This window comes from Burkholderia sp. AU16482 (assembly GCF_002223285.1).
GTDB lineage: Bacteria > Pseudomonadota > Gammaproteobacteria > Burkholderiales > Burkholderiaceae > Burkholderia > Burkholderia semiarida.
The window spans coordinates 182,254-203,707 of record NZ_NKEY01000003.1; the positions used below are offsets into that span (position 1 = coordinate 182,254).

At 66.3% G+C, this 21,454-nt stretch carries 19 protein-coding genes; 10 read left to right on the forward strand and 9 right to left on the reverse strand.

Features of this window, described 5'->3' with window-relative positions; all coding sequences use genetic code 11:
* The first annotated feature begins 5 nt into the window (after window positions 1-5).
* Window positions 6-437 (forward strand): hypothetical protein, encoded by a 432-nt coding sequence (locus CFB35_RS03215; protein ID WP_226094209.1) that lies wholly within the window; start codon window positions 6-8, stop codon window positions 435-437.
* A 259-nt stretch (window positions 438-696) separates the two neighbouring features.
* Entirely contained in the window at window positions 697-1,002 is a 306-nt protein-coding gene (locus tag CFB35_RS03225) for a hypothetical protein (protein WP_089464549.1), read from the forward strand.
* A 165-nt stretch (window positions 1,003-1,167) separates the two neighbouring features.
* On the opposite strand, the gene secF is transcribed toward CFB35_RS03225, so the two are convergent.
* The 3 genes from secF to yajC form a co-directional block, all read right to left on the reverse strand.
* Window positions 1,168-2,118 (reverse strand): protein translocase subunit SecF, encoded by a 951-nt coding sequence (gene secF, locus CFB35_RS03230; protein WP_059581175.1) that lies wholly within the window; start codon window positions 2,116-2,118, stop codon window positions 1,168-1,170.
* An 18-nt stretch (window positions 2,119-2,136) separates the two neighbouring features.
* Window positions 2,137-4,155 carry a protein translocase subunit SecD gene (gene secD / locus CFB35_RS03235; protein WP_059581177.1) on the reverse strand — a complete coding sequence of 673 codons (2,019 nt, stop codon included), beginning with the start codon at window positions 4,153-4,155 and terminating at the stop codon, window positions 2,137-2,139.
* A 106-nt stretch (window positions 4,156-4,261) separates the two neighbouring features.
* Window positions 4,262-4,585, reverse strand: a complete 324-nt coding sequence (gene yajC / locus CFB35_RS03240) for a preprotein translocase subunit YajC (protein ID WP_006476868.1) — start codon at window positions 4,583-4,585, stop codon at window positions 4,262-4,264.
* Between the two features lie 593 nt (window positions 4,586-5,178).
* On the opposite strand from yajC, the gene CFB35_RS34085 reads away from it, so the two are divergent.
* Window positions 5,179-5,739 (forward strand): hypothetical protein, encoded by a 561-nt coding sequence (locus CFB35_RS34085; protein ID WP_124658310.1) that lies wholly within the window; start codon window positions 5,179-5,181, stop codon window positions 5,737-5,739.
* A complete protein-coding gene (locus CFB35_RS03250; RefSeq protein WP_143328689.1) occupies window positions 5,729-6,067 on the forward strand; it encodes an acyl carrier protein in 339 nt (112 codons plus the stop codon). Before CFB35_RS34085 ends, CFB35_RS03250 begins: the two co-directional genes overlap by 11 nt.
* 292 nt (window positions 6,068-6,359) lie before the next feature.
* On the opposite strand, the gene tgt is transcribed toward CFB35_RS03250, so the two are convergent.
* Together tgt and queA are read right to left on the reverse strand one after the other, a co-directional pair.
* On the reverse strand, window positions 6,360-7,559 hold the full coding sequence (gene tgt / locus CFB35_RS03255; RefSeq protein ID WP_089464551.1) for a tRNA guanosine(34) transglycosylase Tgt: 1,200 nt from the start codon (window positions 7,557-7,559) through the stop codon (window positions 6,360-6,362).
* Window positions 7,560-7,743: 184 nt separating this feature from the next.
* On the reverse strand, window positions 7,744-8,811 hold the full coding sequence (queA, locus tag CFB35_RS03260) for a tRNA preQ1(34) S-adenosylmethionine ribosyltransferase-isomerase QueA (RefSeq protein WP_089464552.1): 1,068 nt from the start codon (window positions 8,809-8,811) through the stop codon (window positions 7,744-7,746).
* Window positions 8,812-8,978: 167 nt separating this feature from the next.
* On the opposite strand from queA, the gene recG reads away from it, so the two are divergent.
* From recG to ubiA, 6 genes are all read left to right on the forward strand, one after another.
* Window positions 8,979-11,294, forward strand: coding sequence for an ATP-dependent DNA helicase RecG (recG, locus tag CFB35_RS03265; protein WP_089464553.1), 2,316 nt, complete (start codon window positions 8,979-8,981; stop codon window positions 11,292-11,294).
* Between the two features lie 126 nt (window positions 11,295-11,420).
* On the forward strand, window positions 11,421-12,380 hold the full coding sequence (locus tag CFB35_RS03270; RefSeq protein ID WP_006754461.1) for a LysR substrate-binding domain-containing protein: 960 nt from the start codon (window positions 11,421-11,423) through the stop codon (window positions 12,378-12,380).
* Window positions 12,381-13,004: 624 nt separating this feature from the next.
* Complete coding sequence (gene katG, locus CFB35_RS03275; RefSeq protein WP_063888301.1) at window positions 13,005-15,191, forward strand: catalase/peroxidase HPI; 2,187 nt, start codon at window positions 13,005-13,007, stop codon at window positions 15,189-15,191.
* A 110-nt stretch (window positions 15,192-15,301) separates the two neighbouring features.
* Window positions 15,302-15,472 carry a hypothetical protein gene (locus CFB35_RS34890; RefSeq protein ID WP_179231712.1) on the forward strand — a complete coding sequence of 57 codons (171 nt, stop codon included), beginning with the start codon at window positions 15,302-15,304 and terminating at the stop codon, window positions 15,470-15,472.
* Between the two features lie 120 nt (window positions 15,473-15,592).
* The gene (gene dpsA / locus CFB35_RS03285) at window positions 15,593-16,081 is read left to right on the forward strand and encodes a non-specific DNA-binding protein DpsA (RefSeq protein ID WP_059574306.1); all 489 of its coding nucleotides are present in this window, start codon (window positions 15,593-15,595) and stop codon (window positions 16,079-16,081) included.
* Between the two features lie 207 nt (window positions 16,082-16,288).
* Complete coding sequence (gene ubiA, locus CFB35_RS03290) at window positions 16,289-17,152, forward strand: 4-hydroxybenzoate octaprenyltransferase (protein ID WP_059574305.1); 864 nt, start codon at window positions 16,289-16,291, stop codon at window positions 17,150-17,152.
* 104 nt (window positions 17,153-17,256) lie between these two features.
* Here ubiA and proC read toward each other — a convergent pair whose 3' ends face one another.
* From proC to glcE, 4 genes are all read right to left on the reverse strand, one after another.
* On the reverse strand, window positions 17,257-18,069 hold the full coding sequence (gene proC / locus CFB35_RS03295; RefSeq protein WP_059574304.1) for a pyrroline-5-carboxylate reductase: 813 nt from the start codon (window positions 18,067-18,069) through the stop codon (window positions 17,257-17,259).
* A 53-nt stretch (window positions 18,070-18,122) separates the two neighbouring features.
* Window positions 18,123-18,821, reverse strand: coding sequence for a YggS family pyridoxal phosphate-dependent enzyme (locus tag CFB35_RS03300; RefSeq protein ID WP_059574303.1), 699 nt, complete (start codon window positions 18,819-18,821; stop codon window positions 18,123-18,125).
* Between the two features lie 130 nt (window positions 18,822-18,951).
* Window positions 18,952-20,178, reverse strand: coding sequence for a glycolate oxidase subunit GlcF (gene glcF, locus CFB35_RS03305; RefSeq protein ID WP_059574302.1), 1,227 nt, complete (start codon window positions 20,176-20,178; stop codon window positions 18,952-18,954).
* Window positions 20,179-20,185: 7 nt separating this feature from the next.
* On the reverse strand, window positions 20,186-21,274 hold the full coding sequence (glcE, locus tag CFB35_RS03310) for a glycolate oxidase subunit GlcE (RefSeq protein WP_059574301.1): 1,089 nt from the start codon (window positions 21,272-21,274) through the stop codon (window positions 20,186-20,188).
* Between the last annotated feature and the right edge of the window lie 180 nt (window positions 21,275-21,454).

Consider the following 21,454-nt stretch of genomic DNA (forward strand, 5'->3'; position numbering starts at 1 on the left):
CGCGCATGAATTGGCGCGTGCTCATGGTCTTGGCGGCGTCCACCTCTCCTGGCGGTGTCTGGAGTGCGACAGTCGCTGCCGACAACGCTTTTACAGGCAACTTCCAGGGAACCGGCAGAGCCTGTTCGGGTGCACTCTATGTACGCGCTAAGACGATCGAGTGGAATTCAAGCTACAGCATCTGCAAGTCGTCCCCCTACGAAATTCTGGAGAAGAAATTCGATGGCGACCAGGAGCGAATAGTCTTTCGTTTGAAGAATCGCAGTAGTCGATGCCGTTACTCTGTCGTAGAAGTTGAGCGAGCAAGCGGCTACAACTGGAACGTGAGCGGCTACCAATCTTTGGAAGGGTTTCGGAAAAGAGATTTACCGGAATGGAGTAATTCACCGTTACCAGAAAGGCAAATATTGTCGTGCTCGATGACCGGGCCAGATTGAGTTGGAAGCCGGAATCATGTAGACGGATTACCTTCCGATTCGCAGACCGGCTTCGCCGGCATCGACCATGGTTTCGCATCAACCTTCGCAATCGCGCGCCCTACCAGCGCATCGAGCGCTTGCCGGAGTTGCGAGTCGACGGTCGTGCCGATTTCACGCGGCGGCAGCGCCGCGCTCGTCGACCGAGCGACCTTCGCGTGCGGGAACGGGACGGGCACGAGCCGGTTCGCATCCGGCGCGCCGGGTGGTGGTTTCACTTATGCGGCAAAGCCAACTGCGCATTGAAGGCGATGCAATGCAGGACAGGGCGAATATGCGAAAAATCGTATTATTAGTCGCGGCTATTACTTTTCCAATCATCTCCATAGCCGCGCCGGATACCTGGGTTCAGAGTGAGCGCGAACTGCGCGGCGAATGCTCGAACGGAGTGATTGGCGTCTCCTCATTGGGCGGAGGTGCTATAGGCAATGCACTTGAGATGCAGCGTCTGGCCTGTGTTGCAGAACTCAACAACAGACGCGCCGCGCAACTACGCGACGCGGTGTCTGACTTACCGTTGAAATAGCGGGCCATGTCCCCATCGCGACGCGACGGCACGAGCCATGCCGGCACGATACCGTAGCCCGCCGCCCGTGCCGTCGCGTCGCGAGAAGAGGGCGGCGACGCCCACATGAAAAAAGGCCGGTCCAACAGGACCGGCCTTCGTATATCCGCCGAAACCGCGCAGCGCTCAAACCTGCGCGCCCGCGTTCGGATCGTCCGGATCGTGCGCGGTCTTCTTTTCCTTGATCAGGTCTTCGCGCTTGATGCCGAGCCACATCGCGAGCGAGCCCGCGACGAACACCGACGAGTAGATGCCGAACATGATGCCGACCGTCAGCGCGAGCGCGAAGTAGTGCAGCGTCGGGCCGCCGAAGAAGAACATCGACAGCACCATCATTTCCGTCGACGTGTGCGTGATGATCGTACGCGACATCGTGGTCGTGATCGCGTGGTTGATCACTTCCTGCACGCTCATCTTGCGTTCGCGGCGGAACGTCTCGCGGATCCGGTCGAAGATGACGACCGACTCGTTGACCGAGTAGCCGAGCACCGCGAGGATCGCCGCGAGCACCGCCAGCGAGAACTCCCACTGGAAGTACGCGAAGAAGCCGAGAATGATCACGACGTCGTGCAGGTTGGCGATGATGCCGGCCACCGCGTACTTCCATTCGAAGCGGAACGACAGGTAGATCACGATGCCGATCACGACGCACGCGAGCGCGAGCAGACCGTCGGTCGCGAGCTCGCGGCCGACCTGCGGACCGACGAACTCGACGCGCTGCAGCGTGACGTCCGGGCTCTGCGCCTTCAGCGCGCCCATCACCTGGTCGCTCTGCTGCGCGGACGTGAGGCCTTCCTTCAACTGCAGGCGGATCAGCACGTTGCGCGACGTGCCGAAGTTCTGCACCTGCGCGTCGGCATAGCCGAGCTTGCCGAGCGTCGCGCGCACGGGTTCGAGCTCCGCGGCCTGCTGGTACTGCACCTCGATCACCGTACCGCCGGTGAATTCGACGGACAGGTGCAGCCCGCGGTGGAACAGAAAGAACACGGCGGCGAGGAACGTGACCAGCGAGATCACGTTGAACACCAGCGCGTGCCGCATGAACGGAATGTCTTTACGGATGCGGAAAAATTCCATGGCTTCGTCTCCGGGGCCTTATTGGGTCGAGCCCGGTTTCTTCGGCGACACGCCTTGCTGCGCGCGGTTGCGCAACTGCGGCTTGCCGGCGCGCGGCGCATTGCCCTTCGCCGGGGCGGCGAGCTTCGCGGCGCGCGCGGTGTCGGTCGATTCGTCCGCGTCGGTGAACGACGCGGCGGCCGCGCCTTCCGGCTTCCACACCTGGCCGATCGCGAGCGACTTCAGCTTCTTGCGGCCGCCGTACCAGAGGTTGACGATCCCGCGCGAGAAGAACACCGCGGAGAACATCGACGTCAGGATGCCGAGGCAGTGCACGATCGCGAACGCGCGAACCGGGCCCGAGCCGAACGCGAGCAGCGCGAGGCCGGCGATCAGCGTCGTGACGTTCGAATCGAGAATCGTCGCCCACGCGTGCGCGTAGCCGGCCTGGATCGCGAGCTGCGGCGGCTGGCCGGCGCGCAGTTCTTCGCGCACGCGCTCGTTGATCAGCACGTTCGAGTCGATCGCCATGCCGAGCGCGAGCGCGATTGCCGCGATACCGGGCAGCGTCAGCGTCGCCTGCATCAGCGACAGCACGGCGACGAGCAGCAGCAGGTTCACCGACAGGCCGATCACCGATACCACGCCGAACAGCATGTAGTACGCGATCATGAACACGGCAATCGCGCAGAAGCCCCAGATCACCGAGTGGATGCCCATCTTGATGTTGTCGGCGCCGAGGCTCGGGCCGATCGTGCGTTCCTCGATGATGTCCATCGGCGCGGCGAGCGAACCGGCGCGCAGCAGCAGCGCGAGATCGGCCGCGGCCTGCGGCGTCGGCTGGCCCGTGATCTGGAAGCGGTCGCCGAGTTCGGACTGGATCGTCGCGACCGTCAGCACTTCGCCCTTGCCCTTCTCGAACAGCACCATCGCCATCGGCTTGCCGATGTTCTCGCGCGACACCGTGCGCACCGCGCGGCCGCCCGCCGAATCGAGGCGGATGTTGACCGACGGACGCTGGTGTTCGTCGAAGCCGGCCGATGCGTCGATGATGCGGTCGCCGGTGAAGATCACGTCCTTCTTCAGCAGCACGGGCGCCTGGTTGCCCTGCGTGAACAGCTCCTCGCCCGGCGGCACGGGGTCGTTCGGGTTCGGGTGCGTGTTGATCGGATCGGCAAGACGCGCCTCGAGCGTCGCGGTGCGGCCGATGATGTCCTTCGCCTTCGCGGTGTCCTGCACGCCCGGCAGCTCGACGACGATGCGGTCGCTGCCCTGCTGTTGCAGGATCGGCTCGGACACGCCGAGTTCGTTGACGCGGTTGTGCAGCGTCGTCAGGTTCTGCTTGAGCGCGGCGTCCTCGACGGATTTCTGCACGGCCGGCGTGAAGGTGCCGACCACCTGCGTGCCGCCGCCGCCGGGCTGGGTCGCCCATTGCAGCTCGGTGATCGACGCGGCGAGCACCTTGCGGGCATCTTCCGCCGTCTGCGCATCGCTGAAGTTGACGACCACGGACTGCTCGACGCGGCTCACGCCGCCGTCGCGGATGTTCTTGTCGCGCAGCAGCGCGCGTGCGTCGGACGCGTCGGAGTCGAGTTTCTTCGTGAGCGCGCCCGTCATGTCGACCTGGAGCAGGAAGTGCACACCGCCGCGCAGGTCGAGGCCGAGATACATCGGCAGCGCGTGCAGCGCGGTCAGCCAGCGCGGCGACGCGCTCTGCAGGTTCAGCGCGACGACGTACTGCGGATCGTTCGGGTCGGTGTTCAGCGATTTCTGCAGCAGGTCCTTGACGCGCAGCTGCGTATCGGTGTCCTTCAGGCGCACGCGGATGTTCGCGCTGGTCGCCGTGTTCTCGAAGGTGATGTCGTCCGGCTTGATCTGCGCGGACGCGAGCGCCGATTCGACCTGGGTCAGCGTGGTCGAGTCGAGCTTGACCGTGGCCTTGCCGCTCGACACCTGCACAGCCGGCGCTTCGCCGAAGAAGTTGGGCAATGTGTACAGAAGGCCGATGGCGAGCGCCACGACCATCACGACATATTTCCAGAGTGGATAACGATTCATGAGGGGGCCGAACGGGTGGTTGGCGTGAAAGCGTCGCGTCCGGCGCCGCGGCGGCCCGCTCTCTCAGGCGGGCACGGCGCGGGGAGCCGGACGCTCGGTGAAGGCCTTACAGCGACTTGATCGTGCCCTTCGGCAGAATGGTCGTGACGGCAGCCTTCTGCACGGTGATTTCGGTGCCTTCGGCGATTTCGACGCCGATGTAGCCTTCGGTGACCTTCGTCACCTTGCCGACGAGGCCGCCGCTCGTGACGACTTCGTCGCCCTTCGCCATGGCCGCGAGCATGTTGCGGTGTTCCTTCTGGCGCTTCATCTGCGGACGGATCATGATGAAGTACAGCACCGCGAACATCAGGATGAGCGGCAGGAAGCTCATCAGGCTCGATTCGGCGCCACCGGCACCTTGCGCGAAGGCATTGGAAATGAACGGCACGTTGGTCTCTCCGTAGGGGAAGATCGAAAAATAAGCCGGTCATTCTACCACCGGCCCCATGCCGCAACGGAGCGACACATGCGCTTTGAGATCAAGTGCTTAAAGTGCGAGCCGGCGACGTTGCGACTGATATGGAAGGTAATTGTAATGTTTGGCGATCTGGACTGATAGATGTCGGCGCGTTTTTAGTACTAGTCCTATTCTTGCTGGCCACCTGGTCGGCCGGCCGACGTTATGTGGAACGCGTCAAGCATATGGGTCTCGACCGTTTGGTCGATTGCGGCGACGAACCGCAGGGCGCGAGCCGTGCTGCGCGGACGGTACTACGGCTTGCATCGACTCGCCGCGGCGAATGCCGGTGTGTCGCGTGGCGGGCGGCATCGTGCAGTCGGACAGGCCGATGTCGTTCGAGACGTACTCGATCAGCCCTCACCGCGAGCAGACCGGCAACGGGTAGCGGCGGGCATTCCGACAGGCCCGCGAGCGATTCGCCCCTCGCCACCGGGCTGGATCGGCGCGTAATGGGATCTCGCTATTTTCGAGATGGAATTTCGGTTACGGTGATGTCAGGATAATTGACAGTAGAGGTGCAGATGTCGCTTCGTTCCGCCGTGATTCAGGGCATCGACGAAATAAATCGTGAACGAATCAATGGATTTCGCCCCGATCTGTCTCGCTTGTTCGTCGATTTGAGTCGGCATCCCGGTAATGTCGGCGCGATTGTTGTTGCACCAGCCGAAAATCATGTTGGCTACGAGGTATTGTCATTTTCCCCGTCGTCTGAATTGCCTGAACCGGAAGCGTCCCTCGGGGTGGATCTGTGGGAGTGTGCGAAAGATCATTATGGTCTAACAGGCTCGGCTGTTTTGACGGGTGTGGCTGGAATGCCGATCCATAAAAAACTTCTTGGACACATGGTGCATCCAAGGGCCAGTAAATACACGAATATTGTCAGTAGTGTGGGTCTCAAATTTTTCCCGAGATTGGTATTGCCTTCCGGCTCCATGGCGGCGAGACTTGCCCGGAAAACTCTGGGTACGATTCGTGTATTCGGAGTTGTTGGACGCGCTTCCGGGTATGGTGCTATTGCTCTGGGGGTGATCGACGCAGTGGTTATTGGCAAGTGTGCGTATGACGCGAGATATGGAAGCTGAAGCTCGACCGGTGCCGTCTAAAAAGGAGATCATCGAGACGGTGATTGATATTTTTGTCAGGGAGATTGGGTTTGTTGAGCGGAGCGAGATATCAAAAGATACGGATATTCTCGGCGATTTCAAAATTGATCACGATGATATTACGATGTTCATAACGATGACGTTCAAGCATTTTAATATCCCGGTGTTCATCGAGGACGATTTCCCGCTAACCATAGAGGGTGTCTCGGATTTTATTTTCGACTACATCTCGTTGGGACGAAGGGATGAAGACCCGCGGGACAAGCAAGGGCTCTGGGGGAAGTTCCTGAAGTGGATCAGCTTATAAAAAAGGATGTATGGCGAACGAGACGCTTGTGCGCGCTTTTCATGTTGCGGTGCGGACTGACTTGTCAGGGCGACAAGCGGATCTCGACTCCGGCGTGCTGCAGAAGAGTGCGCATCGACTCATCGGCCGGCCGAATGTCGGGGGTACGGATTGCTATCGAGCGGCGTTCGAGGCATGGCTTCGGCCGGCCGCGTGACACGGGAGCGTGCCCGGCACGCGGCAGGCCGGCTTTTCGGCATAAGCGCAACTCGATGGTGATGGAAGATCGCGCGCGCCGTGTGCGAATTTACCGTCAGTCGACCCCTCTCGTCCGATCCTCCGCGAAGCGCTGCCGGAATGCGTCGAACGTATGCGTTTCGATCGCGTCGCGGATCTCGCTCATCAGTTGCAGGTAGTAGTGCAGGTTGTGGATCGTGTTGAGTTGCGCGCCGAGGATTTCGCCGACCCGGTGCAGGTGATGCAGGTAGCCGCGCGAGAAGTTCTGGCACGTGTAGCAGGTGCAGGTCGAATCGAGCGGCTTCAGCGAGTTCTTGTGCGTCGCGTTGCGGATCTTCACGTCGCCGAAGCGCGTGAACAGCCAGCCGTTGCGCGCGTTGCGGGTCGGCATCACGCAGTCGAACATGTCGATGCCGTTCGCGACGCCGTCGACCAGATCCTCCGGCGTGCCGACGCCCATCAGGTAGTGCGGCTTGCTGGCCGGCAGCTTCGGGCCCACGTGCCGCAGCACGCGCATCATGTCTTCCTTCGGCTCGCCCACCGACAGCCCACCGATCGCGAGGCCGTGGAAGCCGAGTTCCGAGAGGCCCGCGAGCGATTCGTCGCGCAGATCCTCGAACATCCCGCCCTGGACGATCCCGAACAGCGCGTTCGGGTTGCCGAGCCGGTTGAATTCGTCGAGCGAGCGCTTCGCCCAGCGCAGCGACATGCGCATCGAGTCGGCCGCTTCCTTGTGCGTCGTCGGCACACCGTTGGTCGCGTACGGCGTGCATTCGTCGAACTGCATCACGATGTCCGAGTTCAGCACCTTCTGGATCTGCATCGACACTTCCGGCGACAGGAACAGCTTGTCGCCGTTGATCGGCGACGCGAACGTGACGCCGTCCTCGGTGATCTTGCGCAGGTCGCCGAGCGAGAACACCTGGAAGCCGCCGGAGTCGGTCAGGATCGGCTTGTTCCAGCCCATGAAGCCGTGCAGGCCGCCGTGCGCGTCGATCGTGTCGAGGCCCGGGCGCAGCCACAGGTGGAACGTGTTGCCCAGGATGATCTGGGCCTTGATTTCGTGCAGCTCGCGCGGCTGGATCGCCTTCACGGTGCCGTACGTGCCGACCGGCATGAAGATCGGCGTCTCGACCGTGCCGTGGTTGAGCTTCACGCGGCCGCGGCGCGCGTGGCCGTCGGTCGTCAGCAGTTCGAATTCGAGCCCGTTGGCGGGGCGGTCCTGCACGGGGGCGCTCGGATGAGCGTGCGTATCGTGGGATGAACCTTCGGTCATCGCGTCATTCTCCTTGCCACCGAAGAACAGTTCGGCGCATGTTGGAAACGCCGCCGGCCACCCGGCGGCGGGGAAAGCGGGTGCGCGCCATCGTAGCGCGTACGGCGGGAAAACGGGGTAACAGCGCGAGGCGCGCAACGGCTGCGGGCAATCGCAGGCCGGTGCGTGATCGCGCACGCCGCGCTTACGCGCCCGGCGCCTCCGGCGTGTCGCGCCGCGTGAGCAGCATCGCGTCGCCGTAGCTGAAGAACCGGTAGCGTTCTTCGATCGCGTGCCGGTACGCGGCGCGGATCGTTTCGACGCCCGCGAACGCGGACACCAGCATCAGCAGCGTCGATTTCGGCAGGTGGAAATTCGTGACGAGCCGGTCGACCACGCGGAAACGATAGCCGGGCGTGATGAAGATGTCGGTCTCGGCCTGCGTCGCCGCGAGCGGGCGGCCGGCTTCGTCGGCCGACCGCGCCGCGGCTTCGAGCGCGCGCATCGACGTCGTGCCGACCGCGATCACGTTGCCGCCGCGCGCACGCGTCGCGGCGAGCTTGTCGACGAGCGACTGCGGCAGGTCGTACCACTCGCTGTGCATCTTGTGCTCGGCGATGTTCTCGACGCGCACCGGCTGGAACGTGCCTGCGCCGACGTGCAGCGTCAGCGTCGCGCGCTCGACGCCCATCGCGTCGAGCTTCTCCAGCAGCGGCTGGTCGAAATGCAGCCCGGCCGTAGGAGCTGCCACCGCGCCCGGGTTGCTCGCGTAGACCGTCTGGTAGCGCGTTTCGTCGGTCGCGTCGGGATCGTGCTCGATATACGGCGGCAGCGGCAGGCGGCCGTATTGCTCGATCAGGTCGAGGCACGGCGCGGGAAAGTGCAGCGTGAAGAACGGCTCGACGCGCTCGCCGACCGTCACGTCGAACGCATCGGCCAGACGCAGCGTCGTGCCGGCGCCCGGCGACTTGCTCGCGCGGATCTGCGCGAGCGCCGTGTGCGTGCCCGTCACGCGCTCGATCAGCACCTCGATCCTGCCGCCGCTGGCCTTCTGGCCGAAGAAACGCGCCTTCAGCACCTTGGTATCGTTGAACACGAGCAGGTCGCCGGGCGCGATGCACGCCGGCAGCTCGGTGAAATGGCGGTCGACGAGGCGGGCGGGCTCGACGGTGCCGTCCACCTCGAGCAGGCGGCTCGCGGTGCGGTCGGGCAGCGCGGTTTGTGCAATCAGCTCGGGCGGCAGATTGAAATCGAAATCGGAAAGCGTGAACATGCGGGCTGGTTCGAAGCGGCCGGCGGGCGTCGCCGGCAGGGCGGAAACGCGTAATCGGGGCGCGCGAGCCGCTATGATGACGGGATGCGCGGCCTGGCCGGCGTCGTTCGTTCGGACGACGTGAAAGCCGCTATTGTACTTGCCTTGCGAAGCACCCAGACGATCCGATGCCTGTGTCACCACGCCGTTCCCCCGCTGCCGTCGCCGATTCCGCCGATCCGTTCGACGCGGACGATGCCGGCTCGTTAGCGCCGCCCGCAGCGGGCCCCGGCGCGCGCCGCGCCAGCCCGAAGCGCGGCGCCGACGGCCGGCTCGCGCAGCCCGCGGCGGCCGCGCCCGAGGCCGACGGCGCCGCCGCCGCGAGCGACGAAGCAGGCGCGGCCGGCGCGAAGCGCAAGAAGAAGCCGGCCGCCGACAAGCCAGTGAAAACCGCCGACAAGCTCGCGAAGCTCGGCCTCACGCGTTCGATCGATCTCGTGCTGCATCTGCCGATGCGCTACGAGGACGAAACCACGCTCACGCCGATCGGCGAGCTGTTGCCGGGCGGCATCGCGCAGACCGAAGGCGTCGTGTTCGACAACGAGGTCGCCTACCGGCCGCGCCGCCAGCTGGTCGTGAAGATCCAGGACGACGACGGCGAGCAGCTCGTGCTGCGCTTCCTGAATTTCTACGGGTCGCAGGTCAAGCAGATGGCCGTCGGCCAGCGGCTGCGCGTGCGCGGCGACGTGCGCGGCGGCTTTTTCGGGATGGAGATGGTGCATCCGGCCGTGCGCGTCGTCGAAGCCGACGCGCCGCTGCCGCAGGTGCTCACGCCCGTCTATCCGAGCACGGCCGGCGTATCGCAGGCGTACTTGCGCAAGGCGATCGAGAACGCGGTCGAGCGCACGCCGCTGCCCGAACTGCTGCCGCCCGAGATCCAGCGCGATTACCTGAAGCCGCTCGACGTGCCGACGCTCGAGCAGGCGGTGCGCATCCTGCACCATCCGCGCGTCGATTCCGACGAAGCGGCGCTGATGGACGGCTCGCATCCGGCGTGGACGCGCATCAAGTTCGAGGAGTTGCTCGCGCAGCAACTGTCGCTCAAGCGGGCGCACGAGGAGCGCCGCACGCGCGCCGCGCCCGCGATGCCGCGCCGCGGCGCGGCCGATGCCGATGCGCTGACGACGCGTTTCTACGCGGCGCTGCCGTTCACGCTGACCGGCGCGCAGGCGCGCGTCGTCGACGAAATCGCGCACGACCTCACGCTCGCGCACCCGATGCAACGCCTGCTGCAGGGCGACGTCGGCAGCGGCAAGACGGTCGTCGCCGCGCTGGCCGCCACGCAGGCGATCGACGCCGGCTACCAGGCCGCGCTGATGGCGCCCACCGAAATCCTCGCGGAGCAGCACGCGCGCAAGCTGCGCGCGTGGCTCGAGCCGCTCGGCGTGAAGGTCGCGTGGCTCGCGGGCAGCCTGAAGGCGAAGGAGAAACGCGCGGCGATCGAGGCGGCCGCGCTCGGCACCGCGCAGCTCGTGATCGGCACGCACGCGATCATCCAGGATACGGTCGAATTCGCGCGGCTCGGCCTCGTGATCGTCGACGAGCAGCACCGTTTCGGCGTCGAGCAGCGTCTCGCGCTGCGCGCGAAGGCGGCGAATGCGGCCAACGGCGCGCGCGACTTTCAGCCGCACCAGTTGATGATGTCGGCCACGCCGATCCCGCGCACGCTCGCGATGACGTACTACGCGGACCTCGAGGTGTCGACGATCGACGAGCTGCCGCCCGGGCGCACACCCGTGCTCACGCGCCTCGTCGGCGACGCGCGGCGCGACGAGGTGATCGCCCGCGTGCGCGAGGCCGCGCTGACCGGGCGCCAGGTGTACTGGGTGTGCCCGCTGATCGAGGAGAGCGAGACGCTGCAGCTGCAGACGGCCGTCGAAACCTACGAGACGCTCGCCGCCGCGCTCCCCGAACTGAAGGTCGGCCTCGTGCATGGCCGGCTGTCGCCGGCCGACAAGGCGGCCGTGATGGACGCGTTCACGCGCAACGAAGTGCAGCTGCTGGTCGCGACGACCGTGATCGAGGTCGGCGTCGACGTGCCGAACGCGTCGTTGATGGTGATCGAGCACGCGGAGCGCTTCGGCCTGGCGCAGCTGCACCAGTTGCGCGGCCGTGTCGGGCGCGGCACCGCGGCGTCGGTGTGCGTGCTGCTGTACACCGGGCCGCTGTCGATCGCCGGTCGCGAGCGGCTGAAGACGATGCGCGAGACGACCGACGGCTTCGAGATCGCGCGGCGCGACCTCGAAATCCGCGGGCCGGGCGAATTCCTCGGCGCGCGCCAGTCGGGCGCGGCGATGCTGCGCTTCGCGAACCTCGAGACCGACGGCTGGCTGATCGAGCCGGCCCGCGAGGCCGCGGCGCGGCTGATTGCCGCGTATCCCGAGGTCGTCACGCAGCATCTGGCGCGCTGGCTCGGCGCGCGCGAGCAGTACCTGAAGGCCTGATCCACCGGCTCGGGGCCGCATCGAACGCCACCGATCGACGCATCGCGATGCAGAGAAACTTGGCGAACCGGTGCCAACAGGTGTATAAATTAAACCTATCGCCTGTATATCTCTGATTGACCCACAATGACGCTGACTGAATTGAAATACATCGTCGCAGTCGCGCGCGAGCGGCATTTCGGCCGTGCGGCCGAAGCGTGCTTCGTGAGCCAGCCGACGCTATCGGTGGCGATCAAGAAGCTCGAAGACGAGCTCAACGTGCAGATTTTCGAGCGCGGCGCGAGCGAAGTGAGCGTGACGCCGATCGGCGACCAGATCGTCACCCAGGCGCAGCGCGTACTCGAGCAGACTTTCGCGATCAAGGAGATCGCGAAGCAGGGCAAGGACCCGCTCGTCGGCCCGTTCCGCCTCGGCGTGATCTACACGATCGGGCCGTACCTGCTGCCGACGCTCGTCAAGCAGATGATCCAGCGGGTGCCGCAGATGCCCCTGATGCTGCAGGAGAACTACACGCTGAAGCTGCTCGAACTGCTGAAGCAGGGCGAGATCGACGCCGCGATCATGGCGCTGCCGTTCCCCGAAACCGGCCTGATGGTGCGGCCGCTGTACGACGAGCCATTCGTCGTCGCGCTACCGGCCGGCCATCCGTGGGAGAAGCGCGACGAAATCGACGCCGAGGACCTGAAGCAGGAAACCATGCTGCTGCTCGGCAACGGCCACTGCTTCCGCGATCACGTACTCGGCGTGTGTCCGGAGCTGATGCGCTTCTCGCAGACGGCCGACGGCATCCAGAAGACCTTCGAGGGCTCGTCGCTCGAGACGATCCGCCACATGGTCGCGAGCGGCGTCGGCATCACCGTGCTGCCGCGGATGTCGGTCGCCGAGATCGGCCCGCGCGCGAACGGCCCGGATGCCGAGCTGTTGTCGTACGTGCCGTTCAACGAACCGGTGCCCGACCGCCGCGTCGTGCTCGTATGGCGCAAGAGCTTCACGCGGATGCCGGCGATCGACGCGATCAGCGACGCGATTGCCGCGTGCGAGCTGCCGGGTGTCGCGAAGCTCGACATGCCGGCCACGATGAACTGACGCGCGTTGTGCATGCGTGTGTGGCAGCGTGATGAACGGGGTCGTGCGACCCCGTTTATTTTTCCCTATCAAATAGATACAATTTATTAAATTCAAATAATTGATAGATTTATATAGAATCCTCACCATGGATCGGCATCGAGCCGACGTGCGGGATGCACGTTGAATGCAAGCGTCAAAGGAGGATGTCATCATGCGGTCGGTATTGCAGCACGCGCAGTGGAACGTGCCGTCGCGCGGGACAATCGTGCATCGCGCCAGGGCGGCGGTCCGCAGCCTGCGTCCGATTGCATTCGCGTACCTGGCGGATCGTGTGTATGGCGGATGAGTGCCGCCCCGCGCCGGTCCTGTGTTCCCCCGATTCACCTGCGGTCAAGCCATGACGGAGCATCGCATGTCCGATACCGGAAAAAACACCCGCCTCACTGGCACGACGGCAGCCGGCGGCCGCTTCCCCGAGCGCCCCGCCTGCGGCGCGCGACAGCGGGAACGCGTGCGGAAGGCCGCGCACGACGTCCGGTAGCGCGACAGGAGAATCCGCCCGTTCTGTTTCTTACCCCCCGCAATGCTCCACGAACCGCGCCCGGCACGTGGGGGCCTACGAGCAAGTAAAGGAGAAAAAGCATGTCGAACGAATCGAAGTGCCCGTTCAACCACACCGCAGGCAGCGGCACGACGAACAAGGACTGGTGGCCGAATCAGCTGAACCTGAACGTGCTGCATCGGCATTCGGCGCTGTCCGATCCGATGGACCCGGATTTCGACTACGCAGAAGCGTTCAAGAAGCTGGATCTCGCCGCGGTGAAGCAGGACCTGCACGCGCTGATGACGACCTCGCAGGACTGGTGGCCGGCCGACTTCGGCCACTACGGCGGCCTGTTCGTGCGCATGGCGTGGCACAGCGCCGGCACCTACCGCACGGCCGACGGCCGCGGCGGCGCCGGCGGCGGGCAGCAGCGCTTCGCGCCGCTCAATAGCTGGCCGGACAACGTCAGCCTCGACAAGGCCCGCCGCCTGCTGTGGCCGATCAAGCAGAAGTACGGCCGCAACATCTCGTGGGCCGACCTGCTGATCCTGACCGGCAACGTCGCGCTCGAATCGATGGGCTTCAAGACCTTCGGCTATGCCGGCGGCCGCGTCGACACGTGGGAGCCGGACGACGTCTACTGGGGCTCGGAAAAGATCTGGCTGGAACTGAGCGGCGGCCCGAACAGCCGCTACACCGGCAAGCGCGAGCTCGAAAGCCCGCTCGCCGCGGTGCAGATGGGCCTCATCTACGTGAACCCGGAAGGCCCGGACGGCAACCCCGACCCGGTCGCCGCCGCGCACGACATCCGCGAGACGTTCGCGCGCATGGCGATGAACGACGAGGAAACGGTCGCGCTGATCGCGGGCGGCCACACGTTCGGCAAGACGCACGGCGCCGGCCCGGCCTCGAACGTCGGCCCCGAGCCGGAAGCCGCGGGCATCGAGCAGCAGGGGCTCGGCTGGAAGAGCACGTTCGGCACGGGCAAGGGCAAGGACACGATCACGAGCGGCCTCGAAGTCACGTGGACGTCGACGCCGACGCAGTGGAGCAACGATTTCTTCAAGCACCTGTTCAGCTACGAGTGGGAGCTCACGAAGAGCCCGGCCGGCGCGCACCAGTGGGTCGCGAAGGATGCCGGCGAAGTGATTCCCGATGCGTACGACGCGTCGAAGAAGCATCGCCCGACGATGCTGACGACCGACCTGTCGCTGCGTTTCGACCCGGCCTACGAAAAGATCTCGCGCCGCTTCTACGAGAACCCGGCCGAGTTCGCCGACGCGTTCGCACGCGCATGGTTCAAGCTCACGCACCGCGACATGGGCCCGCGCTCGCGCTATCTCGGCCCGGACGTGCCGGCGGAACACCTGCTGTGGCAGGACCCGATCCCGGCCGTCGATCACCCGCTGATCGACGCCGCCGACGTCGCCGCGCTGAAGGCGAAGGTGCTGGCCACCGGCCTGTCGGTGTCGCAGCTCGTGTCGACCGCATGGGCGTCGGCGGCGACGTTCCGCGGCTCGGACAAGCGCGGCGGCGCGAACGGCGCGCGCATTCGTCTCGCGCCGCAGAAGGACTGGGAAGTGAACCAGCCGGCAGCGCTCGCGGCGGTGCTCGAAACGCTCGAAGGCGTGCAGAAGGCGTTCAACGATGCGCAGACGGACGGCAAGAAGGTGTCGCTGGCCGACCTGATCGTGCTGGCCGGCGCGGCCGGCGTCGAGCAGGCGGCGAAGAACGCGGGTGTCGCGATCACGGTGCCGTTCGCGCCGGGCCGGATGGATGCGTCGCAGGAAGAAACCGACGTCGACGCGATGGCCGTGCTCGAGCCGGTGGCGGACGGGTTCCGCAACTACCTGAAGCACGCGTACAAGACGCCGGCCGAGGCGCTGCTGGTCGACAAGGCGCAGCTGCTGACGTTGACGGCGCCGGAGATGACGGTGCTGGTCGGCGGCTTGCGCGTGCTTGGCGCGAACGTCGGCGACTCGAAGCACGGCGTGTTCACCGATCGTCCGGGCACGCTGACGAACGATTTCTTCGCGAACCTGCTCGACATGGGTACGGAGTGGAAGCCGGTGTCGGGCGCGAACGACGTGTTCGAGGGGCGCGATCGTGCGACGGGCGCGGTCAAGTGGACGGGCACGCGCGTCGACCTGATCTTCGGCTCGCACTCGCAGTTGCGCGCGCTGGCCGAGGTGTACGGCAGCGCGGATGCGAAGGAGAAGTTCGTGCGCGACTTCGTCGCCGCCTGGAACAAGGTGATGAACCTCGACCGCTTCGATCTCGCGTGAACCCGGCCGCATCCTGATGCGGTGATGCAGTCACGCAGTAACGTGAAGCGGCCGGTCGAACGACCGGCCGTTTCTTCTCTGAACGATGTCTTGTCGAAGGAGTGACGATCATGACCCAGATGATGCTCAACGTGCGCGCCGCGGCGTCGCCCATTCTGCGATCGCCGATCGAGCTGGCGCGTTACACCGTTGGCTTCGCGATCGTCGTCGGCGGGGCGGCGGAACTGGTCTCGCAGGCGCTGCACGTGCTCGGGCCGTTCATGTCGATCGCCGGCGGTTGAGTGCGGCGACGCCTTCGCGACGTTAAACTGGCGAGTCGCGAACGGATGCCGCGCGACGCGGCATGCGGCTTGCTCGACGCATTTTCGCCGGTTCAACATTTCGAATGAGGAGTCTCGAAGATGGCCAAGAAAGGCAACGCCACGCAAATCAACATCGGTATCAGCGACAAGGACCGCAAGAACATCGCGGACGGCCTGTCGCGCCTGCTTGCCGATACGTTTACGCTGTACCTGAAGACCCACAATTTCCACTGGAACGTGACCGGACCGATGTTCAACACGCTGCACCTGATGTTCGAGGAGCAGTACAACGAACTGTGGCTCGCGGTCGATTCCGTTGCCGAGCGCATTCGCACGCTGGGCGTCGTCGCGCCCGGCACGTTCGCCGATTTCGCGAAACTGTCGTCGGTGCCCGAAGCGAAGGGCGTGCCGGCCGCCGAGGACATGATCCGCCAGCTCGTCGAAGGGCACGAGGCGGTCGTGCGCACCGCGCGCGAGATCTTCCCGATCGCCGACGCGGCGAGCGACGAGCCGACCGCCGACCTGCTGACCCAGCGTCTGCAGACGCATGAAAAGACCGCATGGATGCTGCGGTCGCTGCTCGCGTAAGCTTCGCGCTGCCGCGGACTTCAGGCCGGCCCGATGCCGGCCGGTCTCGAATCTGTCCCCTGATCGATGCGTGCGACCGTGTGGCCACGCGCGGCGGGCCTCGGCGGCCAGCCGGCCCGCCTCGGCCGCTGGCCGCGGGTCGCGCCGACATGACGCGGAGCCCCGCTCGGCTCTAAAATGCCGGGATTCCCTTCCCGGTGCTTCACCATGCTTGCCCGCTTTCCCCTGTATCTGCGGCTCGTCCGGATGGACAAGCCGATCGGCAGCCTGCTGCTGCTGTGGCCGACGCTCAACGCGCTGTGGATCGCATCGGACGGCCACCCGCGCTGGCCGCTGCTCGTAATCTTCGTGCTCGGCACGCTGCTGATGCGCTCGGCCGGCTGCGCGATGAACGACTACGCCGACCGCGATTTCGACCGCCACGTGAAGCGCACGGCCGACCGGCCGCTGACGTCGGGCAAGATCCGGGCGTGGGAAGCCGTCGCGATCGCGGTCGGGCTGTCGTTCATCGCGTTCCTGCTGATCCTGCCGCTCAATACGCTGACGAAGGAACTGTCGGTCGTCGCGCTGTTCGTCGCCGGTTCCTATCCGTTCATGAAACGCTTCTTCGCGATTCCGCAGGCGTATCTGGGCATCGCGTTCGGCTTCGGCATCCCGATGGCGTTCGCGGCCGTGCAGGACACGGTGCCGGTGCTTGCGTGGGTGATGCTGGTCGCGAACATCTTCTGGTCGGTCGCGTACGACACCGAATATGCGATGGTCGACCGCGACGACGACATCAAGATCGGCATCCGCACGTCGGCGCTGACGTTCGGCCGCTTCGACGTCGCGGCAGTCATGCTGTGTTACGCGGTGACGCTCGGCATCTACGTGTGGATCGGCGCGACGCTCGGCTTCGGCCTTGCGTACTGGGTGGGTTGGGCGGCGGCGGTCGGCTGCGCGCTGTATCACTACACGCTGATCAAGGATCGCGAACGGATGCCGTGCTTCGCGGCGTTCCGCCACAACAACTGGCTCGGCGGCGTGTTGTTCGCGGGCATTGCCGTGCAGTACCTGCTGGCCGGTCATTGAACGGCGCTGCGCGTGTCTTTGCACGCAACGCTGGACGTAAAAAAGCGACCGTCGGGCCGCTTTTTTTACGTCCAGCGCCGGCAAAACCGGCGCCGCCGTCGCGCTTACGCGCGGCCGAGCTCGTCGCCCATTTCCTTCGCGCGCGCTTCGGCCGCGAGCGCGCCGCGCACGATCGCTTCCTTCACGCCCTGCGCGTCGAACGCCGCGAGCGCGGCGGCCGTCGTGCCGCCTTTCGACGTCACGCGTTCGCGCAGCACGCTCGCCGGTTCGCCCGACTGCGCGGCGAGTTGCGCGGCGCCGGTGAACGTCGCGACCGCGAGCGCACGGCCCTGCTCGTCGTTCATGCCGAGGCGGCGCGCGGCTTCCTGCAGCGCTTCGATGAAATAGAACACGTACGCGGGGCCGCTGCCCGAAATCGCGGTGACCGCGTCGAGCTGCGATTCGTCGTCGAACCATACGATCTCGCCGACCGCGCCGAGCACGCTCGACGCGAGTTCGCGGCCCGCGGCGTCGACGCCCGGCAGCGCGGCCAGGCCCGTGACGCCCATGCCGACCAGCGCGGGCGTGTTCGGCATCGTGCGCACGACGCGCGCGTAGCCGCCGAGCCAGCGGGCGAGATCCGTGCCGCGGATGCCGGCCGCGATGCTGATCACGAGTTGCGATTTCAGGTGCGGCGCGAGCGCCTGTGCGACGTCGTGCAGCACCTGCGGCTTCACCGCGAGCACGATCGCGTCGTAATCGGCGAGCGCCGCGTCGATCGCCGCGCCGGTGCGCACGCCGAATTGCTGCGCCGCGCGTGCCCGGACTTCTTCGTTGACGTCGATGGCATACAGGCCGTCCGCGGCGACGCCGCGCTTGATCAGGCCGCCGATCAGGGCCGCGGCCATGTTGCCGCCGCCGATGAATGCGATTTTCATGATGTCGGGAATGAGCGAGTGAATGAACGGAAAGGCGGAAAAGGGCGCGGCGTTCAGTGCGCGTAATCGCGCGCGCCGAAGATCGCGGTGCCGACGCGCACGATCGTCGCGCCTTCGAGCACGGCCGCCTCGAGATCGGCGGACATGCCCATCGACAGCGTGTCGAGCGGCAGGCCGTCGGCGCGCAACGCGTCGAACAGCGCACGCAGCGCGCGATGCGGCGCGCGTTGCGCGTCGGTGTCGCCGGCCGGTTCGGGAATCGCCATCAGCCCGCGCAGCCGCAGCGACGGCAGCGCGGCGACCGCCCGCGCGACCTCCGCCACGTCGGCCGGCGCGACGCCGCTTTTCGACGCCTCGCCGCTGATGTTCACCTGCACGCACACGTTGAGCGGCGGCAGGTGGGCGGGGCGCTGTTCCGACAGGCGCTGGGCGATCTTCAGCCGGTCGACCGAATGGACCCAGTCGAAGCGCTCGGCGACGGGGCGCGTCTTGTTCGATTGCAGCGGCCCGATGAAATGCCATTCGAGGCTCGCGCGCAGGTCGGCGAGCGCGTCGATCTTGTCGATCGACTCCTGCACGTAGTTTTCGCCGAACGCGCGTTGCCCGGCCGCATGCGCGGCGCGCACGTCGTCGGCCGGAAACGTCTTCGACACGGCGAGCAGCGAGACGGTGGCGGGGTCGCGGCCGGCCGCGCGGGCGGCGTCGGCGATGCGGCGGTGAACGGAGTCGAGACGGGCGGCGAGATCGGACATGACGGGCACGAAAGCGGGCACGGAGGCAGCACGGAAGCGGGTATGAAGCCGATGCGCGGCGACGCGCCGCGCATCGATCCGCTCATTATACGGACGGCGCGCGCCGGCACGTCGCGCGCGTGAACAGGCCCTAACCGTACAGCAGATGCTCGACGAGCTGGACCCAGTGGGCGACCGGCACCTGCGTGCCGCTTTGCAGATGCGCGATGCAGCCGATGTTCCCGGACACGATCATCTGCGGCTCGAGCGCTTGCAGCTTCAGCAGCTTCTGCTTGCGCAACCGGTACGACAGCGTCGGCTGCGTCAGCGAGTAGGTGCCGGCCGAGCCGCAGCACAGGTAGCTGTCGGCCGGCAGCCGCACGTCGATGCCTAGCGTCTCCAGCAGGCGCTCGACCTTGCCGCGCGACTGCTGGCCGTGTTGCAGCGTGCACGGTGGGTGATAGGCGACCGTATGGATCGCGCGGCGCCGCGCGATCGTCGCGAGCTCGGCCTCGAACGCGAGCAGCACGTCGGAGATGTCGCGGGTCAGCGACACGATGCGCCGGGCCTTCTCCGCGTAGGCCGGATCGTCGCGCAGCAGGTGCGCGTATTCGAGCACCGTCGCGCCGCAGCCCGACGCGTTCATCACGATCGCCTCGACGCCCTGTTCGACGTGCGGCCACCACGCGTCGATGTTGCGGCGCGCATCGTCGAGCGCCTCGTCGTGATAGTTCAGGTGCAGGCGAATCGCGCCGCAGCAGCCCGCGTCGGGCGCGACGACCGTCTCGATGCCGAGCGCGTCGAGCACGCGTGCGGTCGCGATGTTGATGTTCGGCAGCATCGACGGCTGCACGCAGCCGCCGAGCATCAGCATCTTGCGCGTATGCGTGCGGTGCGGCCATTCGAGCAGCCGCGTGCGCGGCGGCACCTTGTCGCGCAGCCGCTTCGGCAGCAGCGGCCGCACGTGCTGGCCGAGCCGCATCACCGGCGAGAACAGCGCCGCGTTCGGCACGACGCTCGCGAGCACGCGGCGCATCAGTCGCTGCTGCGCGGGGCGCTGCACCTGCGCCTCGACGTGCTTGCGCCCGATCTCGACGAGCCGGCCGTACTGAACGCCGGACGGGCAGGTCGTCTCGCAACTGCGGCACGTGAGGCAGCGGTCGAGATGCTGTTGCGTGCTGCGCGTGACGGCCGCGCCCTCGACCATCTGCTTGATCAGGTAGATGCGGCCGCGCGGGCCGTCGAGTTCGTCACCGAGCAGTTGATAGGTCGGGCAGGTCGCGGTGCAGAACCCGCAGTGCACGCACTTGCGCAGGATCGCGTCGGCCTCGTCGCCGTCGGGCGTGTTGCGGATGAAATCGGCGAGGTTCGTTTGCATCCAGCCCTCAGAGTTCAGGGTAAAGCCGGCCGCGATTGAAGATGCGCGCGGGATCGAACGCGCTCTTCAGCCCGCGGTGGATCTTCATCATCGGCGCGGGCAGCGGCGTGAACACGCCCGCGCTGCGGTCGTAGGTGTCGCCCGCGCGGAACAGCGTCGCATGGCCGCCGGCCTGCTTCGCGCTCATGCGCACGGTTTGCGCGTCGGCGTCGGTGATCCACCAGCGCTGCGCGCCGCCCCATTCCATCAACTGGGTGCCGGGCAGGTGCATCGGTTCGGTGATCGACGGCAGCGACAGGCGCCACAGCGCATAGCCGGGCGGGATGCCGTTGAAGAACGGATCGGTGTGCTCACGCACGCCGGACCAGAAGCGCTCGGCCTCGACCGCGTCGACGACCTCGCCGCCGAGCAGCGTTTTCGCGGATTTCACCGCGGCTTCCGCGCCCGACAGGCGCAGCACGAGCGTGCCGTTGCGCCACGCGCTCGCGCTCACGGGCAGCGGATGGCCGCCCCATTCGTTGAGCTTGCGCACCGCGTCGGTCGCGGTCATCTCGAACTTCAGCGTGACTTCGGCGACGGGCATCGGCAGCACCTTGATCGACAGGTCGAGCATCAGCCCGAGCGTGCCGAGCGCGCCGGCCATCAGCCGCGACACGTCGTAGCCGGCGACGTTCTTCACGACCTGCCCGCCGAAGCGCAGCATGTCGCCGCGGCCGTTCATCAGCGTGACGCCGAGCACGAAATCGCGCGGGGCGCCGCAGGTGGCGCGGCGCGGGCCCGCGAGCCCGGCCGCGACGCAGCCGCCGACGGTGGCCGCGCGGCCGAAATGCGGCGGCTCGAACGGCAGCATCTGGCCGCACTCGGCGAGGACGGTTTCAAGCTGCGCGAGCGGCGTGCCGGCGCGGACCGTGACGACGAGTTCGGCCGGGTCGTACGACACGATGCCCTGAAACGCACGCGTGTCGAGTATTTCGCCCTCGAGCGCCTGGCCGTACCAGTCCTTGGTGCCGCCGCCGCGAATCCGCAGCGGCCGGCCGTCGGCACTGGCGGCGCGGATGCGCTCGGCCCATCCGGCGACGATGTCGTCCTCTTCCATGTTCCGTTGCTTTCTCGTCTCGTTGTCCGGTCGATTGTACCGGGGTGGCGCGATTGCACATCGCGACTATCCCTAAGCCCCATCGCGGTTGCGGCACGCCGGCGCCGGCGCGCGAACGCGCCGAGCGGGTACGGCAGAGCCCCGTACCGCGGCCGCCGATGCGCGCCGCGGCCCGCACGC

Bases quoted from the DNA above. Each gene is read 5' to 3' on its own strand.
- CFB35_RS03215 (WP_226094209.1), top strand. From the start codon at position 6: ATGAATTGGCGCGTGCTCATGGTCTTGGCGGCGTCCACCTCTCCTGGC.
- CFB35_RS03225 (WP_089464549.1), top strand. From the start codon at position 697: ATGCGGCAAAGCCAACTGCGCATTGAAGGCGATGCAATGCAGGACAGG.
- secF (WP_059581175.1), bottom strand. From the start codon at position 2,118: ATGGAATTTTTCCGCATCCGTAAAGACATTCCGTTCATGCGGCACGCG.
- secD (WP_059581177.1), bottom strand. From the start codon at position 4,155: ATGAATCGTTATCCACTCTGGAAATATGTCGTGATGGTCGTGGCGCTC.
- CFB35_RS34085 (WP_124658310.1), top strand. From the start codon at position 5,179: ATGTCGCTTCGTTCCGCCGTGATTCAGGGCATCGACGAAATAAATCGT.
- CFB35_RS03250 (WP_143328689.1), top strand. From the start codon at position 5,729: ATGGAAGCTGAAGCTCGACCGGTGCCGTCTAAAAAGGAGATCATCGAG.
- tgt (WP_089464551.1), bottom strand. From the start codon at position 7,559: ATGACCGAAGGTTCATCCCACGATACGCACGCTCATCCGAGCGCCCCC.
- queA (WP_089464552.1), bottom strand. From the start codon at position 8,811: ATGTTCACGCTTTCCGATTTCGATTTCAATCTGCCGCCCGAGCTGATT.
- recG (WP_089464553.1), top strand. From the start codon at position 8,979: ATGCCTGTGTCACCACGCCGTTCCCCCGCTGCCGTCGCCGATTCCGCC.
- CFB35_RS03270 (WP_006754461.1), top strand. From the start codon at position 11,421: ATGACGCTGACTGAATTGAAATACATCGTCGCAGTCGCGCGCGAGCGG.
- katG (WP_063888301.1), top strand. From the start codon at position 13,005: ATGTCGAACGAATCGAAGTGCCCGTTCAACCACACCGCAGGCAGCGGC.
- CFB35_RS34890 (WP_179231712.1), top strand. From the start codon at position 15,302: ATGACCCAGATGATGCTCAACGTGCGCGCCGCGGCGTCGCCCATTCTG.
- dpsA (WP_059574306.1), top strand. From the start codon at position 15,593: ATGGCCAAGAAAGGCAACGCCACGCAAATCAACATCGGTATCAGCGAC.
- ubiA (WP_059574305.1), top strand. From the start codon at position 16,289: ATGCTTGCCCGCTTTCCCCTGTATCTGCGGCTCGTCCGGATGGACAAG.
- proC (WP_059574304.1), bottom strand. From the start codon at position 18,069: ATGAAAATCGCATTCATCGGCGGCGGCAACATGGCCGCGGCCCTGATC.
- CFB35_RS03300 (WP_059574303.1), bottom strand. From the start codon at position 18,821: ATGTCCGATCTCGCCGCCCGTCTCGACTCCGTTCACCGCCGCATCGCC.
- glcF (WP_059574302.1), bottom strand. From the start codon at position 20,178: ATGCAAACGAACCTCGCCGATTTCATCCGCAACACGCCCGACGGCGAC.
- glcE (WP_059574301.1), bottom strand. From the start codon at position 21,274: ATGGAAGAGGACGACATCGTCGCCGGATGGGCCGAGCGCATCCGCGCC.